This window comes from Pseudomonas sp. AC247, from assembly GCF_979258015.1.
Genome location: NZ_OZ409829.1, coordinates 2,488,789 through 2,509,679 on the forward strand (window position 1 = coordinate 2,488,789; position 20,891 = coordinate 2,509,679).

At 60.1% G+C, this 20,891-nt stretch carries 17 protein-coding genes; 5 read left to right on the top strand and 12 right to left on the bottom strand.

All coding sequences use genetic code 11. The annotated features are described in order from the left end of the window. Positions 1-58: 58 nt before the first annotated feature. Both ACZZ0B_RS11550 and solA read right to left on the bottom strand, forming a co-directional pair. On the bottom strand, positions 59-838 hold the full coding sequence (locus ACZZ0B_RS11550; protein WP_158831011.1) for a MetQ/NlpA family ABC transporter substrate-binding protein: 780 nt from the start codon (positions 836-838) through the stop codon (positions 59-61). Beyond that, positions 835-2,013 carry an N-methyl-L-tryptophan oxidase gene (gene solA, locus ACZZ0B_RS11555; protein WP_463545229.1) on the bottom strand — a complete coding sequence of 393 codons (1,179 nt, stop codon included), beginning with the start codon at positions 2,011-2,013 and terminating at the stop codon, positions 835-837. Before solA ends, ACZZ0B_RS11550 begins: the two co-directional genes overlap by 4 nt. 372 nt (positions 2,014-2,385) lie before the next feature. Here solA and ACZZ0B_RS11560 point away from each other — a divergent pair, with 372 nt between their 5' ends. Continuing rightward, complete coding sequence (locus tag ACZZ0B_RS11560) at positions 2,386-4,791, top strand: glucose/quinate/shikimate family membrane-bound PQQ-dependent dehydrogenase (RefSeq protein ID WP_463545230.1); 2,406 nt, start codon at positions 2,386-2,388, stop codon at positions 4,789-4,791. A 103-nt stretch (positions 4,792-4,894) separates the two neighbouring features. After that, positions 4,895-6,193, top strand: coding sequence for a carbohydrate porin (locus ACZZ0B_RS11565; protein ID WP_463545231.1), 1,299 nt, complete (start codon positions 4,895-4,897; stop codon positions 6,191-6,193). A 67-nt stretch (positions 6,194-6,260) separates the two neighbouring features. Here the strand turns inward: ACZZ0B_RS11565 and ACZZ0B_RS11570 are convergent, their stop codons facing one another. After that, positions 6,261-6,461: a hypothetical protein gene (locus tag ACZZ0B_RS11570; RefSeq protein WP_008077425.1), complete on the bottom strand. Its 201-nt coding sequence runs from the start codon at positions 6,459-6,461 to the stop codon at positions 6,261-6,263. A gap of 179 nt (positions 6,462-6,640) precedes the next feature. On the opposite strand from ACZZ0B_RS11570, the gene ACZZ0B_RS11575 reads away from it, so the two are divergent. Further along, on the top strand, positions 6,641-7,117 hold the full coding sequence (locus tag ACZZ0B_RS11575) for a hypothetical protein (protein ID WP_008077423.1): 477 nt from the start codon (positions 6,641-6,643) through the stop codon (positions 7,115-7,117). A gap of 30 nt (positions 7,118-7,147) precedes the next feature. Next, on the top strand, positions 7,148-7,279 hold the full coding sequence (locus ACZZ0B_RS11580; RefSeq protein WP_463545232.1) for a hypothetical protein: 132 nt from the start codon (positions 7,148-7,150) through the stop codon (positions 7,277-7,279). A gap of 63 nt (positions 7,280-7,342) precedes the next feature. On the opposite strand, the gene ACZZ0B_RS11585 is transcribed toward ACZZ0B_RS11580, so the two are convergent. From ACZZ0B_RS11585 to ACZZ0B_RS11600, 4 genes are all read right to left on the bottom strand, one after another. After that, positions 7,343-9,202: an ABC transporter ATP-binding protein gene (locus ACZZ0B_RS11585; protein WP_463545233.1), complete on the bottom strand. Its 1,860-nt coding sequence runs from the start codon at positions 9,200-9,202 to the stop codon at positions 7,343-7,345. 100 nt (positions 9,203-9,302) lie between these two features. Beyond that, positions 9,303-9,986 (bottom strand): DUF1266 domain-containing protein, encoded by a 684-nt coding sequence (locus tag ACZZ0B_RS11590; RefSeq protein ID WP_463545234.1) that lies wholly within the window; start codon positions 9,984-9,986, stop codon positions 9,303-9,305. Between the two features lie 10 nt (positions 9,987-9,996). Beyond that, the gene (locus tag ACZZ0B_RS11595) at positions 9,997-11,229 is read right to left on the bottom strand and encodes a hypothetical protein (protein ID WP_463545235.1); all 1,233 of its coding nucleotides are present in this window, start codon (positions 11,227-11,229) and stop codon (positions 9,997-9,999) included. Further along, a complete protein-coding gene (locus ACZZ0B_RS11600; RefSeq protein WP_463545236.1) occupies positions 11,220-13,544 on the bottom strand; it encodes a hypothetical protein in 2,325 nt (774 codons plus the stop codon). Before ACZZ0B_RS11600 ends, ACZZ0B_RS11595 begins: the two co-directional genes overlap by 10 nt. Positions 13,545-13,877: 333 nt before the next feature. Between ACZZ0B_RS11600 and ACZZ0B_RS11605 the strand changes: the two genes are divergently transcribed. Beyond that, the gene (locus ACZZ0B_RS11605) at positions 13,878-14,618 is read left to right on the top strand and encodes a hypothetical protein (protein WP_463545237.1); all 741 of its coding nucleotides are present in this window, start codon (positions 13,878-13,880) and stop codon (positions 14,616-14,618) included. A 192-nt stretch (positions 14,619-14,810) separates the two neighbouring features. Here ACZZ0B_RS11605 and ACZZ0B_RS11610 read toward each other — a convergent pair whose 3' ends face one another. The 5 genes from ACZZ0B_RS11610 to ACZZ0B_RS11630 form a co-directional block, all read right to left on the bottom strand. After that, on the bottom strand, positions 14,811-15,107 hold the full coding sequence (locus ACZZ0B_RS11610; protein ID WP_158830987.1) for a DUF3144 domain-containing protein: 297 nt from the start codon (positions 15,105-15,107) through the stop codon (positions 14,811-14,813). Positions 15,108-15,244: 137 nt separating this feature from the next. After that, positions 15,245-16,591 carry a glutamine synthetase family protein gene (locus ACZZ0B_RS11615; protein WP_463545238.1) on the bottom strand — a complete coding sequence of 449 codons (1,347 nt, stop codon included), beginning with the start codon at positions 16,589-16,591 and terminating at the stop codon, positions 15,245-15,247. A gap of 21 nt (positions 16,592-16,612) precedes the next feature. Then, positions 16,613-17,170: a helix-turn-helix domain-containing protein gene (locus ACZZ0B_RS11620; RefSeq protein WP_463545239.1), complete on the bottom strand. Its 558-nt coding sequence runs from the start codon at positions 17,168-17,170 to the stop codon at positions 16,613-16,615. A 13-nt stretch (positions 17,171-17,183) separates the two neighbouring features. Beyond that, positions 17,184-18,473: an NAD(P)/FAD-dependent oxidoreductase gene (locus ACZZ0B_RS11625; RefSeq protein WP_463545240.1), complete on the bottom strand. Its 1,290-nt coding sequence runs from the start codon at positions 18,471-18,473 to the stop codon at positions 17,184-17,186. An 84-nt stretch (positions 18,474-18,557) separates the two neighbouring features. Then, positions 18,558-20,855, bottom strand: a complete 2,298-nt coding sequence (locus ACZZ0B_RS11630) for a TonB-dependent receptor (protein ID WP_463545241.1) — start codon at positions 20,853-20,855, stop codon at positions 18,558-18,560. Positions 20,856-20,891: the final 36 nt, after the last annotated feature.

Genomic DNA, 20,891 nt, shown 5'->3' on the forward strand with positions numbered 1-20,891 from the left:
GAAGAGAACGCTTGAGGGAGCTGAGAACCGTCAGATCTACTGACGGCTCCCAAGTCAATCAGAACGCCGGCACCACATCACCGTGATAACGCTCAAGAATGAACTGCTTCACCTGCGGCGAGTTGAGCAGTGCACCCAGCTTCTGCACCGCCGGGTCGTTGGCCTTGTCGCGACGCACGTACAGGTAATTGGCGTAGGGCGACTCCGAGCTTTCGATGAACAGCGCGTCTTTGTGCGGCACCAGTTTGGCTTCCAGGGCGTAGTTGGCGTTGATCAGGGCCAAATCAACCTGATTCAACACCCGCGGCAGCATGGCCGCTTCCAGTTCCTGGAACTTCAGATGTTTGGGATTGCTAACGATGTCCAGGCGCGTGGCCATGATGTTGTCGGGATCTTTGAGTGTGATCAGGCCTTGCTTGGCGATCAGCAGCAGCGCTCGACCGGAGTTGGTCGGGTCGTTGGGAATGGCAATGGTCGCGCCATCCTTGAGTTCACTGATGTTTTTGATCTTCTTCGAGTAGGCGCCGAACGGTTCGATGTGCACGGCGACGACAGGCACTTGATCGCTGCTCGGGCGGTCTTTTTTGTAGGCCTCGTAATACGGCTTGCTTTGGAAATAGTTGGCGTCGAGCAAGCCTTCATCGGTCTGCCGATCCGGCTGAATGTAATCAGAGAAGACTTTGACCTCCAGCGTCACCCCCTCTTTGGCCAGTTCAGGCTTCAAGAACTCCAGAATCTCGGCATGGGGCACAGGCACCACGGCGATTTTCAGGGTTTCGGCGTAGGCATTGCCCATGGCGGCGACCAGCAGTGCAACGGAGAGCGCGACGCGTTTCACGATAGTGTTCCTTCGAAGCGTTTCAGGGAGAAAGAGGACAGATCCAGGTCGGTCGAGCCGCGTATGCACCATTGTGCGAACGCCTCGCCGAGTGCTGCGGAATGTTTGAAGCCATGTCCGGAGCAGGCCGAGACGAACAGGGTGTGCTGCAGCGACGGATGTTCGTCGATAATGAAATGGCGATCCGGTGTCACGGTGTAGGCGCAGACGGCGGACTTGACGACTGTCGAGGTCACGCCGGCGATGCGGTTGTGTACCTGGTGCTCGTACATGTCCTGCGCTTCGGTTGCTGAAACCGTGCGGTCGATGACCTGCGGCGCCGATGCGGTGTGGTACTGCGCGGTGGCGATTTTCATACTGCCTTCGCCAGATAAAGCGGGAAATCCGTAGTTGATGTTGTCGTCACCACGGCCGTGAGTGAGGATGAACGTCGGCGAGTGGCCCACCAGTCCGGCGTCCTCCTCCAGTTCGAACCAGAACAGTTTTTGCCGGTAGACACTCAGCAGATTTTCATAACGCTCACCGAGCCATTCGCCGTTCCAGTTGCCCGCGCTGATCACCAGTTTGTTGGCAAACAGGGTGCGGCGGTCGGTGGTGACGGTGACACCCTCCTCGTTCGAAGTGATGCCGGTGACGGTCTCGCCTTTATACAGCGTCGCCCCGTGTTGCTCGGCGAGTTTGAGCTGCACATCGATGCAGCGCTCCGGGCGCACGAAGCCGCCACCCGGTTCGAAATAACCGATGGCCGAGTCGTGCGCGTGGGCGAATTGCGGGAAGCGCTGGCGAATCTGTTTGGCGGACAAGACTTCGTGCTCGATGCCGTAGGTTTGCGCCAGACCGATGGTGCGCAAGGTGAAGTCGGTCTGATCTTCAGGATCGAACTCGCTGCTCGACGTTAACACCAGCAACCCGGATTGCTCGAACAGCGACTCGCCCGACAATGCCTCCAGCTCACGCCAGATGCGATGAGAATTGCGCACGATCGGCACATATTGCGCACCCTCTCCCACCGAAAGTCGGGTGATGCGCGTATCACCGTGGCTGGAACCGAGATTATGCGGCGGGTGATGGCGATCGATACCGACGACGTTAACCCCCGCTTTCGCCAACTGATAAACCGTGGCGGCGCCCATCGCGCCCAAGCCTAAAACCAGCACATCACATCGCTCGGACATAAATAGCCACCTATCAAAAAGGCGCCAGTTGAGCGGTAAAACACTACGAATTCCAAGATTAAAAAAGCATATCCATATAGCTCGATGCGTCTGCTGATCGCTCTGTATCGGGCTATTGGGCGCTTATTCGTCGCATTTACAACCCGGCGCAAATGATTTAAGCCTGAAGACGCGACAGTCTATATCTGTCAAAAATCACAATAAATCTTACAGAACAGCGATTTTTGTGCGCATTTCGACAGACTTTTCAACATTTGAGCCACCTCAGGCGCGAGTCAAAAGCGCGAACTACGCTTCACGTTGAAATTTGTGATTTAACTAGGTAGTTACCTAACTATATAATGCGCGCCTCATTTCAACGGGACACTCAACGTGAAGCAGAGTCAAAGCCTCTCGGGCATATCAAAATTCATTCTGGTCGGGCTGGGCGTCGTCATCGCCCTGCTCGGCTTGGCGCTGGCTGCGGGCGGCGTGAAGTTGGTCAGCTTGGGAGGTTCGTGGTACTTCCTGCTGGGTGGCCTGGTCATGGCCGTTGCCGGTCTGTTGATCGCGCGTTTCAAGCCGGCCGGTGCGTGGTTGTTCGCCGCGTTCCTGGTGGGCACCGCGATCTGGGCAGTGAGCGATGCTGGCCTGGTGTTCTGGCCGGTGTTCTCGCGGCTGTTCATGTTCAGCGTGATCGGCCTGGTCGTGGCGCTGGTCTATCCGCTGCTCAAGCGTGCCAACGGTGGCGTCGCGGGCCGCGGCGCTTATGCCGTGGCGGCGGTGCTGGCGGTTGGCGTGGTTGTGGCGGCCGGCAATATGTTCGTCGCTCACCCGACCGTTGCCGCAACCGGCACCGGCCCGGGCCTGACTCCGGTCGAGCCGGACAAGGCGCAAAAAGACTGGGCGCACTACGGTAATACCGAAGGTGGCAGCCGCTTCGCCGCGCTGGACCAGATCAATCGCAACAACGTCGACAAGTTGAAAGTCGCGTGGACCTACCACACCGGTGATATCGCCGAGAGCGATGGCAACGGCGCCGAAGACCAGCTGACCCCGCTGCAAATCGGCAACAAAGTCTTTATCTGCACCCCGCACAACAACCTGATCGCGCTCGATGCCGACACCGGCAAAGAACTGTGGAAGAACTCGATCAACGCACAGTCGAAAGTCTGGCAGCGCTGCCGTGGCATGGCGTATTTCGACGCCACCGCCGCCATTGCTCAGCCGTCCAACTCGAGCATCATCGAAGCCAAACCTGCGCCGGCTGCCAATTGCCAGCGTCGTTTGCTGACCAACACCATCGATGCGCGCCTGATCGCGGTCGATGCGGACACCGGCGAGTTCTGCCAGGGTTTCGGCAACAACGGCCAAGTGGATCTGAAGGCCGGTCTGGGTGATGTGCCGGACAGCTACTATCAGTTGTCCTCCGCGCCATTGATGGCTGGCACCACCGTGGTGGTTGGCGGTCGCGTGGCTGACAACGTGCAAGCAGACATGCCGGGCGGCGTGATCCGTGGTTTCGACGTGATCACTGGCGCCATGCGCTGGGCGTTCGACCCGGGCAATCCGCAGGATAAAAAGGCTCCGGCCGACGGCAGCACCTACGTGCGCAGCACGCCGAACAGCTGGGCGCCGATGTCTTATGACCCGGCCACCAACACGGTATTCCTGCCGATGGGCAGTTCGTCGACCGACATCTATGGTGTCGAGCGCAGCAAACTGGATCACACCTACGGTGCTTCGATCCTTGCTTTGGACGCGACCACGGGCGCAGAACGCTGGGTGTTCCAGACCGTGCACAACGACCTCTGGGACTTCGACCTGCCGATGCAGCCGAGCCTGATCGACTTCACCAAGGACGGCAAAACCGTACCGGCCGTGGTCATCGGCACCAAGGCCGGGCAGATCTACGTGCTCGACCGTGCCACCGGCAAACCGCTGACCGACGTTAAAGAAGTCCCGGTCAAAGCAGCGAACATCCCGAACGAACCGTACTCCCCTACCCAGCCGAAATCGGTGGGCATGCCAGAAATCGGTGCTCAGCACTTGACCGAATCGGACATGTGGGGCGCCACGCCGTACGACCAGCTGCTCTGCCGTATCGACTTCAAAGGCATGCGCTACGACGGCCTGTACACCGCGCCGGGCACTGACAAATCGCTGAGCTTCCCGGGTTCGCTGGGCGGCATGAACTGGGGCAGCATTTCGACTGACCCAGTGCACGGCTTCATCTTCGTCAACGACATGCGCCTGGGTCTGTGGATTCAGATGATCCCGTCGCAGAACAAAGGCCAGGCGGCTGGCGGTGGCGAAGCACTGAACACTGGTATGGGCGCCGTTCCGCTGAAAGGCACGCCGTACGCCGTGAACAAGAACCGCTTCCTGTCGGTGGCCGGCATTCCTTGCCAGGCGCCGCCGTTCGGCACGCTGACCGCGATCGACATGAAGACCCAGAAAGTCGCCTGGCAGGTTCCAGTCGGCACCGTTGAAGACACCGGTCCACTGGGCATCCGCATGCACTTGCCGATCAAGATCGGTCTGCCAACCCTCGGCGGCACCCTGTCGACCCAAGGTGGTTTGATCTTCATCGCCGGCACTCAGGACTTCTACCTGCGCGCGTTCAACAGCGGCAACGGTGAAGAAGTCTGGAAATCGCGTCTGCCGGTTGGCAGCCAGGGCGGCCCGATGACCTACGTTTCGCCGAAAACCGGCAAACAGTACATCGTCATCACCGCCGGCGGCGCGCGTCAGTCGACCGATCGTGGCGACTACGTCATGGCTTACGCTCTGCCGTAACCCCCAGCGTCCACGTTAAACGCGGACGCTTTTTTGAGCGCGGCACCCTCGGGTGCCGCGCTGCTTTTCCCCTATTGCTCAAGTTTTCTGCAGGAAGATTTACATGCTATCGGCTGTTGGTTTTTCCCGTTCCGACCTGTTCAAAGGCCTGTTGCTGGGCGTCGCGTGCACCACTGCCCTCCCCGCGCTGGCCGACAACGATTCCGATCTGTTGACCCGCAGCACCCTCACCGGTGACTGGGGTGGCTTGCGTCACCAGATGGATGAAGAAGGCGTCAAGTTCACCGGCGACTACAGCGGCGAAACCGCCTATAACGCTGACGGCGGCCTGCATCGCTCGGCGCGCTACTCGCAGAACATCAAGCTCGGCGTGCAGTTCGATCTGAGCAAACTGTACGGCGTCGACAACGCTGGCAAGGTTCAGTTGACCATCAACGACCGTCGCGGCAACAGCGCCTCGGAAGACCTCGTCGGCAACCGTCTGCCGATCCAGGAAAACTACGGCGGCCTGTACACGCGCCTGACCGAATTGAGCTACGAGCGCAGCCTGTTCACCCCGGCGCTCAACGTGAAGCTTGGTTACATGGCCATGGGCAACGACCTCGGCGGCCTCGACAGCGGCATTCTCTGTAACTTCATGAACGCTGGTTTCTGCGGTCACCCGCTGAACATGTCCGGCGGCAGCGGCTGGACCAACTACCCCAACGCGCATTTGGGCGTGCGGGTCAAATACGACCTGTCGTCCTCCTGGCAACTGCGCGTGGCGGCGTTCAACGTCGACCCGGAAAGTAACGGCAACTCCAGCCGAGCCTGGCATCTTGGCCCGAAACACACCACCGGCACCGTGGTGCCAATCGAACTGGTGTACAAGCATGCCGGTGAGCTGCCGGGCGAATACAAGGTCGGCTATTACTACGACAGCTCCGACGTGAAACGCATTGGCAGCAGCAAAGAAGTGTCCGGTCGCGGCGGTCATTACCTGCTGGTCGATCAAGCCGTGTGGCGCTCGGAGTCGTCGGAAGGCCGCAGCCTGCACGCGTTCGGTCAATACTCGGCGGCCAGCGAAGCGGCCTCGCCGTTCAGCAAGTGGTACGGCACCGGCGTGGTTCTGTACAAACCGTTCGAAGGTCGCCCGCGTGACACCGTCGCCTTGGGCTACGGCCGTGCCGTGCCGAACCCGCGCAGCCGCGATGTGCTGCAAGACGCTGCGCTGAACAATGGCACCGCGTTCCCGAACCTGGACAGCGCCGAGCAATTGATCGAGCTGGGCTACGGTTATCAAGCCACCCCGTGGCTGACCCTGCGCCCGAACATGCAATACATCATCGAGCCGGGCGCGTTCTCCGGGCAGGACATCGACAATGCGTTGGTGTTTGGTCTGCAGGTGAAAGCGTCGCTCTGACCGAATGTGCGGGGATAGCAGGCCATAAAAACCCGGCGTAAATGCCGGGTTTTTTATTGCCTTGCAATTATCTCGACTGCGGATGTTCGCTTGCGACCGAGTTGGCCGCGTCCACGTCGCTCATGTCTTCATCGACCGACGCCTCGTCGTCCGCCGGCAGCGGCACCTCAGCTTCATCGCGCCGCGGATCATGCCCGGTCTCATTGTCCGTGGTGCGCGTGACTTGCTGTTGAGACTGGTTGCCCGGCGCTTTCTCATCAATGTCCATGCTGGCTCTCCTGCTGATGCACGGAAATTCCGCGCTTGAACGTCAGAGACTCTCCACCACCGCGAGTGCCCGCCACTGGACGAATGGCACGCCTCAAGGCCGACAGCTACCTTTCCTCCTTTGCATGGAACCCTGAGTGATCTCTGTTCTCTATCGCAAAACCATCAGAGGAATTCACCATGATTGCCCCTGCAACCGGTATGAAACCGGGTGAGCGTTATTGCATTGAAAGCGTAGAGCGCGCGCCTCAATTCCCCGGCTTTTTCCTCGACGGAAAATACTACCTGGGCCCTGAACTGCAGACCGCCGTCGGCTGGCTCGAAGGCCAGAATTTCTTGTATGACCAGCTCGATCCCGCCGGCGAACCGGTTTACCCCGACAGAATCGTTGGCACGATCACCGCGCTGACACTGGAGTTGAGCGATGGTCTGCGTCTGAGCATCGAGGAGTTGCCGTATCAGGCGCAAAGCGTCAGCTCATTACCGCCGCTTGTCGAATCGACCTTTTCAACCCGGCAACTGGATATGCCCCAACGACGCGGCAGTACCGGCCCGCGTCAGCCGATGCAACCCTCTGCATTACTGGTTGCAGGTGCGGCAACGCTCGTAGGCCTCTGTCTGTTGGCGATCAATCGTGCTCGCGGTCGCGCCAGATAAACAGCGCTCGAGGTCGACGGAGGCCCAGTCATGCTCAAGCAGATCGGTAACACGCTCATCCAGTGTGACCTCGGTTTCAATGTCGGCTGTCTTGAAGGCATCAATCCTTATGATCTGGGTGAGGTGCCCGTAGCGGATGGCGGGCCCTGGCAGTCACCCTGAGCGCGCAGCGCCCATTCGGCGACAAAAAAACCGGCGCAAGGCCGGTTTTTTTGTACGTGATCATCAGGCCTGATCCAAGGCCTCCACCACGCCCTGATCCTCGCCGAGGAACCCGCCGCTCTGATGCTGCCAAAGCCGCGCATAGACGCCGTTCAGTTCCAGCAGTTCGCTGTGGGTGCCCTGTTCGATGATGCGTCCTTCGTCCATGACAATCAGCCGGTCCATCGCTGCAATTGTCGACAAGCGGTGAGCAATCGCGATCACGGTCTTGCCCTGCATCATGTCATCGAGGCTTTCCTGAATCGCCACTTCGACTTCCGAATCCAGCGCGCTGGTGGCTTCGTCGAGCAACAGGATGGGCGCGTTCTTCAGCATCACACGCGCAATCGCGACACGCTGACGCTGGCCGCCCGACAACTTGATCCCGCGTTCACCGACCAGCGTGTCGTAGCCGGTATGGCCCTGACGATCACTCAATTGACTGATGAACTCATCGGCCTGGGCGCTGGCCGCCGCGCTGCGAATCTGCGCGTCGGTGGCATCGGGCCTGCCGTAAGCAATGTTGTCGCGAATCGAACGGTGCAGCAGCGAAGTATCCTGCGTGACCATGCCGATGCAACTGCGCAAGCTGTCTTGCGTCACGTGCGCGATGTTCTGGCCATCGATGCGAATCTCCCCGCGATCAATGTCGTAAAAGCGCAGCAACAAGTTGATCAAGGTCGATTTGCCGGCGCCAGAACGGCCCACCAGGCCAATTTTTTCACCCGGACGGATATTCAAGCTCAGGCCATCAAGCACCTGGCGTTCGCCGTTGTAATTGAAGCTGACGTTGTCGAAAGTCACCGCGCCGCCGGAAGTCTTCAGTACGCCGGCATCCGGCGCGTCTTGCACCTTGGTGCCCTGGGTCAGCGTTGCCATACCATCGTGCAAGGTGCCGATGCTTTCGAACAGCGAGGTCATCTGCCACATGATCCAGTTCGACATGCCATTGATGCGCAACGCCATGGCGGTGATCGCCGCCACCGCACCGGCGCCGACCTCGCCTTGATGCCACAGCCACAGCGCATAACCGCCCGCCGACATGATCAATCCAACCACTAACGCCTGATTGACGATCTCGAACAGGCTGACCAGACGCATCTGCCGAAAACCGGTCAGCTTGAAATCTTCCATCGCCGCCCGCGCGAAATGCGCTTCGCGATTGGAGTGCGAGAACAGCTTCACCGTGGTGATGTTGGTGTACGCATCGGAGATGCGCCCGGTCATCATCGACCGCGCATTGGCCTGCTCCTGCCCCACTTTGCCCAGACGCGGCACGAAGTACCACATGGCCAGGCCGAACAGCACGACCCAGGCGAGGAACGGCAGCATCAGCTTCAGCGCAAAACCGCCGGCCAACGCGATGATCGCAATGAAATACACACCGATCCCCGGCAGAATCTCGATCATCGTGAACAACACATCGCGCACCGCCAGCGCCGTCTGCATCACTTTGGTGGTGACCCGACCGGAAAACTCGTCGGAGAAAAACGAAAGGCTTTGCCGCAGCATCAGCCGATGGAAATCCCAACGCAGGCGCAGCGGCAAGTTAATCGCCAGAATCTGGTGCTGCACCATCGTGCGCAACGCCACCAGCCCGACACTGAGCACCATGACGATGCCCATACCCCACAACACCCGACTCTCCTGCGCCGCCGCTTCGCCGCCGGCCTGCCAGGTCGAGAGCAGATCGACGACTTGGCCGAGGAAGGAAAACAGCCACGCTTCATAAATCGATACAGCGGCACTGAGTAGCGCCAGCGCAAGGATGTAACCGCGCGCACCACGGGTGCAAGCCCAGAGGAACCGCGCCAGGCCGGTGGGCGGTGGCGGTACCTCGTCAGGAGGAAAAGGGTCGAGCCTTCGTTCAAACACACGAAGCATGGTGATCTCCAAAACTTTCAAGTAAGGGGATTCTGCCATTGATCGGTGGCTTGGAGGTCTTTGTGAAAAAGTGTGTGCTCGATGGAACGGCTTTTCGCCCTCAGCGAATCGCTTGACGCATTTTGCTGAACGACCTTGCCGGCGTCGGGCTCAACGCCGCTGGCGTATGCCAAGGGATAGCGTTCCAGGCACCGCTGCCGGGCGTCAGCAACTGGCGCAGATGCTGCTCGTGGAACGCCTCGCCCAACGAGTCGACGCGAAATGCCGCCACCCACTGCTCGCGCCCCTGCTGGTAGGCTTTGCCGAAATCTTCCCAACTGTCGAAACAGTCCTGCGCACGCTGCGCATTGAGCAGCAACACACGCCAGGCGACAGCGGGTTCGAGCCAGTGCATCAACAGTGCGCAACGGACCAGAAACGCCACCCGCACGCAAGTAAAAGCCATGGCCGCGCGCGGCTCATCGTCGGCTTTCAGCGCTTGCAGGTCGAGGCCGAACCATTGCCGTTCAAGGGTTGCACTGAAGTGCGCCCGCACCGCCTCGTCATCGCAATGGCTGCGTATCCCGGCCTGGTGCAGCAACGCTGCCCGGAGGATCTTCTGCGCCTGCTCGTTGAAGTGATCACACGCCGACGAATAGAAGCCCTCGACGCCCATCGCATCGGCCATAGGTTTGGCCAGCAGCAGCGACCAGTGCTTGCGTGGGCTGAACAACGGCGCACGGCGGGGCTTGAATGCTTGCCACAACAACCAGACTGAAACAACCACTGCAATCATTAAAAACATGCCGTTCCCCTCACCTTGTCCGAGCCTGCCAGGTCTGGATTTCCTCGGCAGTGGCCGGCGCCATGTCCGGCCACGGCACGCCTTCGGTCAGGCACAGCGGTTCACTGGCCTGACGCTCAATGCGCTTGCTGAAAATATGTCGGATGGCGTATTTGACCGACACCGCTTGCGGGGCAACCTGCAAAAATTGCTGCGGCTGTCGCCCGGCCACCAGCCATTCGACCATCGCCGACGGCGCATCAAGGCGCTCGTACAATTGCGGATACCGCGCCACCAGACGAGTCTGCGCGGTCGGGTCGCTGACGTCTTCGATGCGCAGCCAACCGGCTTCAGTGCGCACGATACCGATGGCGATGCAGTCGGCGGGCGTTTGCTGGTCGGTGTGCAAGGCGTTCAGGCACTGCAGCAGGTCTTGGTAGTAGCGTTCAACCGGTGGCCGGTTCTGTTTGCCTTTGACCTGCTCGACCGTCAAGGTGCCGTCGGCCTGGACGATCAGGCTGATGGTGATGTGGGGTTGGCCCTGGGCATCGCGAAAACTGAACACGCGCATGCGCTGCTGCTCCACCGCTTCGGCATAGCGCTCGCCGTAACCGCCGGTCAAGGCGCGGCGATCAGCGAACTGGCCCAGGCAGTGGCGCATCACATAACTTTCAAAGGCCATTTCCGCGCGCAGGCAATCACTTTCGGGACGCAGTTCGTGCAAGACGTGCTCAGCAGTGGTCAGCCGCACAAGCAAGGCTTCGGGACGGCTCTGGCACCAGCCCTGCTCGACCCGCGCCGCCATCTGCGCGTGTTCCTTTTGCCACAGCGCCAGCGCTTGTGGGCAATTGATGCGTTCAAGCTTGTCGGCCAGTGCCGTGCCCTGGCGTGAGGTCAGAAACTCCACCAGCAACGCTTCCTCGGCCAGCAGTGGCGCCTGCTGCGGATCGACCCAGACCAGCGGCGCCAGCGTCTGCTGCGACGCTTTGCCAGCGTCGTGCAAATGCCTTTCCACCCAGGCTGGCGGCTCGCTGCCCAATGCCTCGGCCGCCTCTACCCGCGTGGTGATCCGCCGCGCAGGTTCGAAGTTGCCGACCAGATGACGGTAGAAATGGTTGAGCAACCATTTGCTGACTTCCGGCGCATCGCCGCGAGCAAGGCTGCGCTCAGCAATGCCGCGTTTGAGTTGATCGGCATTGAGTGCGTTGCGCGGGGCGTAACCGGACTGGCGCGGTGGCGAGGCTCCGTCCACCGTTACTTCCATATTTGCCACCAGGCCTTGGCGGCCGGTTTTGCAGACGCCTGCAATTCGGCGACCCACTGGTGGAACAGTTCATTGTTGCCCTGATCAACCGGGTTGTTCGGATCACTGCGCAGGATCGAGCGATGGTAATAGGCCACGGCTTCTTCGTTGCGGCCGAGCCCCTTGAGCACATCACCGGCGCAGCCCAGCAGGGACGGTTCGGCGCCTTCGTCGATGATCGGCGCGTAACGCAACCACAGGCTGGTGGCTGCTTCCGGCAGCGTGTAGGAGAGGTACATGGCGATTTTCATGCGTGCGAACAGCGGCGAGTATTCCAGCGCCTTGTCGCTGATTTCGCACTCTTCCTGCCATTTGAGAAGACGTTCCAGCCAGATCAGAATCTCGCGTTCACGGTCCAGTCGGTACAGCGCGCGGGTAACGTCCTGAATGTATTCTTCCGGGTCGTGGCGGCTGTAACCATGGTCGGCTGCGTAGTGCCAGAGCTGTTCGGCCGCTTCGGCGATGCCTTGGTCGTCCTTTATCTTGATGCGATTTTCCAGGATGCCCTGATAGTGTTCGGCGAACGGGCTGGCGGCGATGCCGCGAGCATGCAATTCAAGGGCCCGGCCCATGAGCTTGTCGTTGTAGCAGCGGTAATTGAACGCCAGGTTGGCGCACAGCATTGAGTACAGGTGTGCGCAGGCGTCAGAGCGGTGACCGCGGCCGCTGGTGATGCATTGCTCCATACGGGCCTGGCCGTGTTCGTAGGCAACCTTCTGTACTTCGCGCAGTTGCCACCAGATAGGTTCGGCTTGCTCTTCCGAGAGCGATTCGACATGGGTTTCGACCAGTCCCGAAAGGTTGGTCGCAAACTGGTAGTAGTACATACCGCTGGCCAATGGCGGCAAGGGTTGGCGCAGGGCATCAGCGATACCAAACACACTGGCATGGGCACTGAACAGGGCGAAGTTGCTGCGATTGTCGTGCAGGTTACCGGCCGAGACGGCTTCACGCAGCATTGCCAGTTGGGTGTTGGCGTCGATGCGCCCGGCCTGGCCTTCACGCACCGCCACCAGGCGGTTGATCCACGGATGATCCGGCGCGCGACGTCGCGCCTCCGCCAGAGCCTGGGCGAAGACGTTGTCGATTTGCTCCAGGTCATCGCGCGCGGCCTGCAGTGCATCGAGCAGCGCCCCTTGAGACGGCGTCGACTCATCACGCCATGGCAAGCCGGAAAGGAACTGTTCCAGCACCGCTTGATCGTCACAGGCACGCATTACACACAGCGGCCACCACACGGACGCGTCTGCAGCATCAAGCAGACGTTCGTTGACCCAATAGGCCGTGCCCGGCCACATGTGAGCGCGCACTTCATAGATTTCCTCGAAGGCACGTTGCCCCGCCTCTTCGACCTGGCCGTTCTCCAGTAGCCATGGCAAATGGTAATCGACGAAGTTGTCAGCGCCGCCCGAATCCAGGCTCAGGGTCGCCACGTCACAGACTTTCAATGCACCCGCGAGGTCGCCCTGGGCCTTCAGTGAACGGGCGGCCAGACGCGCCAGGCGCACTTCCCATTCCCGGCGCTGAGGCAGCGACAAATCGGCGGTCAACTGCATTACCGGTTGTTCGAACAGCGCCAGGCGTAACGGCACGATTTCGATCAGCGCATCGCCCAGCCATAGCCAGTCGTCAGCGTCGATATCCTGATCGTTGCCGGCCGTGCGAAATGCATCAATCGCCGCCAGTGCGGCTTCGCGCGCTGCTTCGTCACGTTCATGAGCGGCCAGCACCTGGGCCCGACGCCGCTGTTGATCGGCATCGTCCCAGGCGCGCAAAGCGTGACGATCAGGGTTGATCAGGGCCAGGCTGTGACGCACCTCGATGGCCTTGAGGGCGATGTCGAGGGTGGCGTGTTGCAGGTCGTCGAAAATGCGGTAGCGCCGGTACTGTTCAATGTCGAACGGCAGCGACTCGTGGGTCAATTGCTGCAGGGTGTCGAGCGCCAGCAGCACGCCTTGCTCGTCTTTGAGGTAGTTGCCGAGCCGCAGTTGGAAAATCAGCAGATTGACCTTGAGTTCGTTGCGCGCATCGCCCGGCGTCGCCGCGATCAGTGCCTGGCCATCGTCGGTCAGTACTGCCTTGGCCGCTTCAGCGTCACCGGCGTTGACCCACAGCACGTAAAGACGGCCAATCGACTCCAGCGAGACAGCCTTGAGCGGCTGGGCGCGCAGTTGGCCCAGCAGATAATCGGCACCGTGTTCCTGATGCTCGACCTCAAGACGATCCATGAATTGATCCAGCGCAATACCGGACAGCACGGTGCTGTTTTGCGTCATTGTGAACTCCATTTGCGAATGACTGTGCATCGCCCGATGCATCCTGCGTCGGCGCCCTCAAGTGGGGCAGCGGGTACTCGTGTGCGTGTGCCCTGCACAGGCAACGAATGACGAAAGGGATCGGGCAATACAGCGAGGCCGCGCACGCTACCAGTTGGCGTTTGAAAAACCAAGAGTGTGGGTGGGGCAAAACAAGCCATTCAGTATTTCTAAAGAAACAGGCGCGGGTCGGTAACTGCCCTAGTTTCAAACCCAATCGCTATTTTATTAAACTGACAGTGTGATTACGCTTGGGCCAAAATCTTGACCCGAACAAACAAACCAAGGATGGAAATGAGCAAAAGTACGGTCCGTTTTGCACCATGGGTGGGTGCGCACTACGAGCGCGGCATTCACGGTTTACGCATTCTCGTTGTCTGCGAATCTCACTACGGGGCCAAAGAACATGAGCGCCCGACAGTCACACCCGAAGTGTTGAAGGCTCTGGCCTTGGGCCAGAAACATCCTCAAGCCACAGCCAAGCTTCGCAAACATGCGCATTTCACTAAAATAATGGCTTCTATCTTGAATGCCCGAAAGCACTTCTCCAGCGCAGACAGGAGTGATTTTTGGCATCGCATTGCCTATTACAACTTCATCCAGGAGTTTTTACCCAGCATTCGCGAAAAGCCGTCGGACGCAGCTTGGGAGAACGGCAAGCGAACGTTTACTGAAGTCTTGGAGGTTTTAGCACCAGAGTTGATCGTCTGCTTCAGCAAGCGAAACGGTAAGCGAATTACTGCGTTAGCGGGTGACGTGCCTGTAGCTGTGGCTAACCACCCGTCTTCGCGGTTTGCTTACTCCAAAGTCAATCCCATTATCGCTAAACAGATCGACCTGGCATTTCTGCGCAAGACGCAAGTAGCAGATTTCGCCACTACCGGCGTTTTGTATTCACGCTGGCGCGAGGCCACAGCTTCTGCTTTGCCCACACCTGGGAAACATCTTTCTGAGTCGGACCGACTTAAGCTAATTGCAAATCGGATGGAGCTGATGGCTGCACTCGACGAAGCTGCACGGTTCTCGGTCCGTTGACTGCGCGTGGGACGATTCAACTGTAGAACCTGGCGCCAATCTGTAGTAATCGCTTGGACTTGATGCAGCCTGAATGGCGGCTTTCGACCCAAACGGCCAAACCCAATGGATACGTTTCGCCGCTTTCAACACCCGGACGGACATAAAGATAGTCCTTTATTGAGTTAGTCAAAGCAGTCCAGATCCTGTCAGTCAGGCATCTTTCACAGTCATGTACTGGCTGAAATTGTTGATATGGTCGTCAAGGTTATCTTCGAGCATCATCCGGTACTGCTCACAAAAGTACTTCAACATCGCCTCGCGCGCTTGCGCCATTTCTTCGCCCGACTTGAAGCTGCGTGCGCTCACCCAGGCATTGAACCGGGTGGTGCCAAACATCATCGATGCGCTGACTTTGCCGAGGTTTTCGAACACTTTGAGCTGCTCGTTCGACAGGCTGATGTGGGCGTCGGCGCGATCGTAGAAAGCGTCATCGGTCGTATCGGTCATTGCGGATTACCTTCTATCAACGTCGGGAAATTGCGTAATTGGAACACTTCCCGCCTCGGCTGCGCTACGCGGTGAAATGAAAAAGGCTGCTGACCAAAAACAGCCTTGCATGACCTTGCGCGCATCAATGTCCGCCATCACAAGTACCAGCGATACTCCCGCGCACTGATCTCCTGCATGAATGCCAGATGGTCCTGACGTTTGTTCTCGCAATACACATCGACAAACTCGGCGCCCATACCCTCGCGCAACTGCGGCTGATGCTGCATCGCACGCACGGCCTCGAACATTTCCTTAGGGAAATCAATGCCGCTGCTGCGGTCTTCATTGAGCGGCGCAATCGGCTCCTTGCCCGATGCCAGCCCATGCTCCAGGCCCACCAGAATTGCCGCCAACACCAGATACGGATTGGCGTCCGCGCCTGCGAGGCGATACTCGACGCGCAGGTTTTTCGCGTCCGATTCCGGAATGCGCAGGCATGCATCGCGATCCTCAAAACCCCAACTGGCTTTGGTTGCCGTGTTAACCGTGCCGCCCAGGCGGCGCATGGCGTTCTGGTTCGGCGCGAAGATCGGCATGCTGTGTGGCAGCAGTTCCAGGCACCCCGCGACCGCATGGCGGAGTGGCTGCTGATCGTTCGCCGCCAACAGATTGTTACCCGCTGAATCGTAAAGGCTGACGTGCACGTGCATGCCGCTGCCCGGATGCTGCAAATATGGCTTGGCCATGAAACTGGCGCGATAGCCGTGTTTCAGCGCAACGCCACGGGTGCTGCGGCAGAACAATGCTGCCCAATCGGCGGCGCGCAAGCCGTCGTCGAGGTGGCCGAAGTTGATTTCGAACTGGCCGGGGCCGAGTTCGGCGGTGATCACGGTGGCATCGATGCCCTGCGCCCGCGTGGCGTCGACCATTTCATCGAGCACCGGGGCAAAACGCGACAGGCGTTCGATGTGCATGTTCGGTTGGTCGTCGGCGTCGTCGCTCAGTTCATCGCGAGGGAACTGCGGCAGACCGTCACGCAGTTTTTTGTCGAACAGGTAAAACTCCAGTTCGAACGCCACCACCGGATGAATGCCTTTGCGTGCGAGGCGATTGAGTACCTGTGCAAGCACTTCTCGCGGTTCGAATTCGATGGGTTTTTCGGTGCCGTCCGAAGTGATCAGCATCTGCCCCAACGGCTGCGCTTCCCAGGTCACCGGTTTCAAGGTGCCCGGAACCAAACGGCGCACGGCGTCCGGGTCGCCGTCGTTGAAACAGTAATCGCCGATGTTGAACAAGCCGCCCTGCACGCCCAGCAACACGCAGTTCTGCGGCAGTTTCAGTGCGCTGCCGGCGGCGACTTTTTCAAGCATGTCGACCGGGTAACGCTTGCCATAAAAGTGCCCGGGAATGTCCAGGGATATCAGGTCGACATAACGCACCTCGGGGTAGCGTTGGCGAAACGCCCGTACTTCAGCGAGCAGGTCAGCGCAGACAACGTCCATCGTGTTCATCCTTTATGGTTATCAGGTGTAGACCCACAGCACGCGTGTGAGCTGATCGGTGAGGTTGCCGTAGCGGCAGCGGGTGTGGCTGTCGAACTGAAAGCTGTCGCCAGCCTTGAGCGTGGCGGGTTCTTCGTCATCGCCCAGCCACAACGTCAGTTCGCCTTCGAGCACGTAACCGCCCTGCTCCGAGCTGTCCGTCAGGTGGCGGTCACCGCTGCTCGCGCCAGCCTCGAGATGGCTTTCGAGCATGGAGAACGAGGCGCGGATCCGCGGCGACACCAGAATGTCGGTGATGCCGTTGGCGTAATACAACGTGCGGCGCTCGTCCGGACGCGTCACCCACGGCAGCTCCTTGGGCTTGGGCAAACTGTAGAAATAGGTGGTCGGCACGCCAAAGGTTTCGCTGATCGCGGTCAGGTCCGCCACCGTCGGCCGCGACAGGCCGCGCTCGACCTGCGAGAGGAAACCGACCGAACGGCCGATCTTGTCGGCCAGCTCCTTGAGGGTCCACTTCTTGTGCTTGCGCAGGTCGTGGATGAGGATCGCCAACGCGGCGATCTCTTCTTGCTTGTTCATCGTCAAAGCCTCATCAAATACTGTCGCGCAGGCGATACCAGGCTTTGCCGATCGCCTCCAGCGGTGCGGCGAAATGCTTGCCGCCGGGAAAGCGGCCATTGCTCAAGCGCTGGTACAACGCCAATTCATCACCTTCGCCGAGAATGGCCGCAGACACCGCCCGTGCGGCGGCCAGGGTCGGCAATACGCCGTGGCCCGAATAGCCTTGCAGCCAGTAACGATTGCCTTCGCCGCCGACGTCCGGTGTGCGCTTGAGCGTCAGGTCGATGTGCCCGCCCCAGGCGAATTCCACCTCGACACCTTTGAGCTGCGGGAACACACGCTGCAAAAACGGTCGGGTCGCAGCGGCGATGTCTTTCGGCATGCCGCCCAAGTAGGTGCAGCCACCGCCAAACAACAAGCGGTGGTCCGGCGTGCGGCGGAAGTAATCGAGGACGAACTGGTTGTCGGTTACGCAGACGTTGCTCGGCAGCAACGCCGTGGCCAGATCAGGTGCCAGCGGCGCGGTGGCGACTTGATAGGTGCCCACCGGCAAAATGCAGCTGGACAGTTGCGGGTCGAGTTCATCGAGATAGGCGTTGCAGGCCAGCACCAGTACATCGGCACGCACTGATCCGCGCGCGGTGTGAACGCGAAAACCTGCGCCCTCCTCCTGATAACTCAACGCTTTGCTTTGCTCATAGATACGCCCACCGGCACGCTCGATGGCGCCCGCCAAGCCCAAGGCGAGTTTCAACGGATTGAGGTGCGCGCCTTCCGGGTCGTAAAGTCCGGCCTGATAGCGATCACTGGCCACCCACGCCGGCAGCTCCTCGCGCGGGATGAACTGCAAGGCATCGTGGCCCCACTTGTGGCTGGCCTCTTGTTGCCATTCGGTGAGCAGACTGACTCGTCGTGGCATCACCGATGTCCACAAATGCCCAGGGCGATAATCAATGTCGAAACCGTGACGCCCCGGTAACTCACGCAATTCCTGCGCAGCCCAGCGCATGCCGTCCCACAAGCGTTTAGCGCGTTCATGTCCCAGCGCGGCTTCCAGTGGCGGCATGTCACATGACCAGCCGAGAATCGCTTGCCCGCCGTTACGCCCCGAGGCTGCCCACGCTACACGGCTGGCCTCCAGCAAGGTCACGCGTTTGCCCGCCAGCGCCAGTCGCAACGCGGTATGCAAGCCGCTGAAACCGGCGCCGATGATCACCACGTCGGTGTGCTGCTCGCCCTCCAGCGCCGGTCGCTGGCGCAGAATATCGGCGCAACTGTGGGCGTAATAACTGTCGACGTGCTGGCTGGACTGCTGAAACATTCGCGACCTCGTGAAATTATCTTTTTATAATTTCATGAAAATCTACAGAATAAATTTCACGCCGGCAAGCCGCCGTTGTCCCGATCAAAAATCGTAGCGCGCCGTCATGCCCAGTGTTCGCGGTGTGCCCAGCACCCCGGTGTAGGCGCCGTTCGGGGAATTCCACAGGGTCGTGTAGTAGGTCTTGTCGAAGGCGTTTTTCAACCACAACGACACGTCCCACTGGCCCTTGCCCCAATCGCCGCGCACCCCGCTGGACAGGTTCACCAGTCCGTAGCCGGGCAACTGCGCGTCGCGGGAATCATCGACGGTGCCGACCGCATGGGAGCGCCACGCGTAGCTGCCGTTGACGTAGGGTTGCAGGCCATTGTGCAGACTCCATTGATAACTGGCGTTGCTGTTGAAGACCCATTTCGACGCGCCCACCACCGCGTGGCCACTCAGGTCGCAGGCGGCCGGGGCGCCGGGACGCAAGGCGACTTCAGCCGGGCATGGGGCATCGTCGTAAGACAGATAGCGCACGTCGTTGAAGGCGCCGTTGAGGTTGATCGTCAGCCCCGAGATCGGCCGCCAACTGCTGTCGACTTCCACGCCACGGCTGCGCACGGTACCGGCGTTGGTCAGGTAACTGGTGAGGTTGACGTCGTCGTAGGCATTGGTCTGATAGCCGTTGACCACGGTCCAGAACAGGTTGGCATTGAGCAGCAGGCGCTGATCGAGCAGCGTGGTCTTGATGCCCAGTTCGGCGTCGTTGGCCCGTTCGCTGCCGATCAACAATGAGTCTGCCCCCGCCACCGGCGCGCTCGCCACGCTGAGATTGACCCCGCCGGACTTCTCGCCATGAGACAACGAGGCATACGCCAGCACCTGATCGCTGACGTGCCAGGCCAGGCTTGCCAGCGCCGAAGGGCTGAAGCTGTAGAGGCTCAAGTCGCCGGAATCATACGCCCCCAACCGCCCTGCCCTGGCGGCAGCTGCCGCACCGCTGACGGCGACACCACCGACCGGTGCGTTACGCGTGACCTGGGCGAGTTTGCGCTCATAGGTACCGCGCACACCGAGGCTGAAATCCACTTGCGGCGTCAGGTGCCAGGTGCCTTGGGCGAATGTGGCAAAGCTGTCGGTGTCGACATCGCCATGGCCAATGCTGGTGACGTTGTTCAGCGCGCCTTGCGGGGTACCGTTCCAGGTATCGGCCAACGGCCCGTAGTCGGTGAAAACCTTGTTGCTCATCTCCTGACGGAAGTAATACGCGCCCAACACGTAGTCGAAGTGTTCGCCGACCGGCGAAGCCAGGCGTATCTCCTGTGAATATTGCTTGTCGCGCGCCGACTGGCCGACGTTGTCCATCACGTCGACGTTCAGCTCATCATCGTTACGCGGCGTGAAATCCCACCAGCGATAAGCGCTGATCGACGTCAGCGTGAAGTCGCCGGGCAGGTTCCAGTTCGCCTCCAGCGAGGTGCCGCCCTGAAACACCGTGACGTTCTGATCGGCGTCGAGATTGACCCGGCGCCCGTCCACCAACGTCGCGCCAACCGCGGCGGCACGTTGTTGATAACGGTTGACGCCATTGATGGTCGGCCCGGTGCTGAACAACGAGCGTGTGCCCGCACTGGAATCTTCCTCGTGATAATCGGCCAGCCAACGCACATTGAAATCGTCGTTGGGCTGGAACAGCAGTTGCCCACGCACGCCCTGCCGCACGCCACCGCCGAGGGTATGGCCGTCGAACTGGTTCTTCACGTAGCCATTTTCGTAGGTTTTGTACGCGGCGATGCGTCCGCTCAGCGAGTCATTGAGCGGGCCGGAAAAACTCGCCTGGTTTTGCGAATAACCGTCCTCGCCCATTGAGCTGGCGAAGCTGCCTTGCGGCGTCGATGACGGACGTCGTGTGGTGATATTCAACACGCCGGCCGTGGTGTTCTTGCCAAACAAGGTGCCTTGCGGGCCGCGCAGCAGTTCGATCTGCTCGACGTCGAGCAAGTCGAACACCGCCATACCGGGGCGTCCGAGATAGACGTTGTCCAGATAAATCCCGGCGCTGCCTTCCAGGCCATCGCTGGCCGGGTTGTTGCCCAGGCCACGAATCGACAGGCTCGATTGCCGGGCGTGCATGAACGCGACGTTGACGCTGGGCATCGCCTGCTGCAAATCCTGCAAGCGATACAGGCGTTGCTCCTCCAGCGTCTGCGCGCCCAATACGCTCATGGCCGTGGGCACTTGCTGAGCGTCCTCGCTACGGCGCCGGGATTCGACCGTAACCGTTTGCAGGACATCGTTGTTGTTGAGTAAATCGCTGGCCGTGGCAGGCTGTAACGGCATTAACGAGCACAAACCCAGGGCGCCAGCTGAAACGTTGCGCGAAAAAAGAAGATTCATCGGTGGTTCCTGGAGCGGCGAGGAGCCGCTCTTCGA